2 protein-coding genes are annotated in these 1,907 nt (G+C 70.6%); both read right to left on the bottom strand.

Translation table 11 applies throughout. The features are described 5' to 3' along the window. Positions 1–374 precede the first annotated feature (374 nt). Entirely contained in the window at positions 375–1,175 is an 801-nt protein-coding gene (locus G3N61_RS38920; RefSeq protein WP_089451347.1) for a type III pantothenate kinase, read from the bottom strand. Further along, the coding region (locus G3N61_RS38915) for a biotin--[acetyl-CoA-carboxylase] ligase (RefSeq protein WP_241018132.1) at positions 1,172–1,907 on the bottom strand (736 nt) is incomplete at its 5' end. The genes G3N61_RS38920 and G3N61_RS38915, both read right to left, overlap by 4 nt.

Here is a 1,907-nt window from a genome sequence, read left to right as displayed (position 1 = left end):
CTCCTATATGTAGCGTTCCTGATGTACCGTCTACCGCATTGCGAATGTGCTCTTTCAGTGCGCTGGCCTTGCTTAGGATTTCCTCTGCACGAACTCGCAGCTCCTCGCCCGCAGCAGTAAGCACCACGAACGCGAGCATGTTGGCGAGAAAGAGAACAGCGATCAGCCAGCGCAGCATCGTCGACACTCCTCGTCGTCATTGACGTGGTTCACGTCATTGAATCGGGCCGGCCGCATGGCCGGCTGTCTCATTCCTTCCGTTGAACGTGCGCGCGTGCTGCCGTCGTGGCGCCGCCCGACTTTCACCGTCATCGTGACGCAGGCCCGCCTGGGCCTGCGTTACCGTGCGCCGGCGCGATGCCGCCGCCGTTCCGTCACTCCTGCGCCGCCGTTGCGGTTGCTGCTTCCGCGGCAATCAGCGCGAGCCCGGACAGGATCAGTGCATCGTGCCGCGTATGCGGAACCGTCAGCGCACGCGCGACGTCGTCCGCCGCGCCGCCGGCCAGCACGAGCCGCACGGGCGCTTTCCATGCATCCACGAGATCGCGCCACGCGCGTTCGATCAGTCCGGCCTGCGCATACAGGCAGCCGGCCGACAGAGAGCGCGGCGTATCGACCTGGAACGGCTCGGCCTGCGCACCCGCGAGCAATCCGCTCGCGATGTCGGTGGTCAGCGTCGGCAACTGCGCGGTATGCGTGCCGAGCGCGCGCATCATCAGCGCCCAGCCCGGTGCGATCAGCCCGCCCGTGAAGCGGCCGTCCGCGCGCAGCGCCTCGAGCGTCGTCGCGGTGCCGAACGTCGCGATCAGCAGGTGCTCGCCCGGAAACGCCGCGTGCGCGCCGATCAGGCCGGCCCAGCGGTCGCTGCCGAGCTGGTCGGGCGTCGTATAGCCGTTCGTCACGCCGCATTGCGTCTGGCGCGAGCGTATCGTCGTGCGCGGCAGGCCCGGCCAGCGCGCGTCGAGCAGCGCGTCGAGCCGGGCCGCCACGTCGGCGCCCGCGACGTTCGAGATCCACGCGCCGCGCGGACGCGGCAGGTTCGACCAGTCGGGATCGGCGCCGCCGTCGCGCGCATGGCCGAATGCGCCCGTCTCGACGAGCGTGCGCTGCGCGTCGGCGAGCGCCCACTTGATCCGGCTGTTGCCGGCGTCGATCAGCAGGTGCGGCTCGCTCATTGCGCTTCGCGCAGCGACACGTCGCCGGCGGCGATCGCCTGCATGCCGTCCGGCGTGTCGAGCAGCAACTGGCCGGTCGCGTCGATGCCCGTCGCGATACCGCGCACGCGTTCGACGCCTTGTTCGAGCAGGACGACTTCGCGCCCCGCGTACGCGTGCAGCGCGTGCCAGCGCGGCAGGAACGGCGCGAGCCCTTCGGCGCCGAACTGCGCGAGTGCAGGCGTGAGCGCGTTCAGCGACGCGGCGAGCGTATCGGTGAGGTTGGCCGATGCACACGCGATCGACAGCGCAGCGGGCGGCAGCCCGCTCGCGAGCGTCGCTTCGCGCGCGCGCAGCGCGTCGACCTGCGCGGCGACGGCTTCCGCGCCGCGCACGTTGATGCCGAAGCCGATCACGACGGCGGTGGCGTCGGCGCTGGTCCACGCGGTTTCGATCAGGATCCCGGCGAGCTTGCCGACGATGCGCGGCGTGCCGTCGTCGGTGGCGGTCAGCAGCAGGTCGTTCGGCCATTTGAGCGCGACGCGCGTATGCGCGTCGAGCGGCAGCGCGGCCAGCCCTTCGGCGAGCGCAACGCCGATCGCGATGCTGAGGCCGCCGAGTGCTTCGACGGGGCGCAGCTGTTGCTCGGCGGCCTGCCTCCGGTGGTTGTCGTGAACGGAGAGTCGGAGCAGGCGGCGGTGATGCGCTGGGCGTTGCAGCAGCTCGCACACGAATTCGGCGCGTCGTCGCCGG

The sequence above is a fragment of the Burkholderia sp. Ac-20349 genome, from assembly GCF_017104865.1.
Classification (GTDB): Bacteria; Pseudomonadota; Gammaproteobacteria; order Burkholderiales; family Burkholderiaceae; genus Burkholderia; species Burkholderia aenigmatica.
The sequence above is the reverse complement of the archived record's forward strand: the minus strand, read 5'-3'. Positions and strand labels throughout refer to the sequence as shown.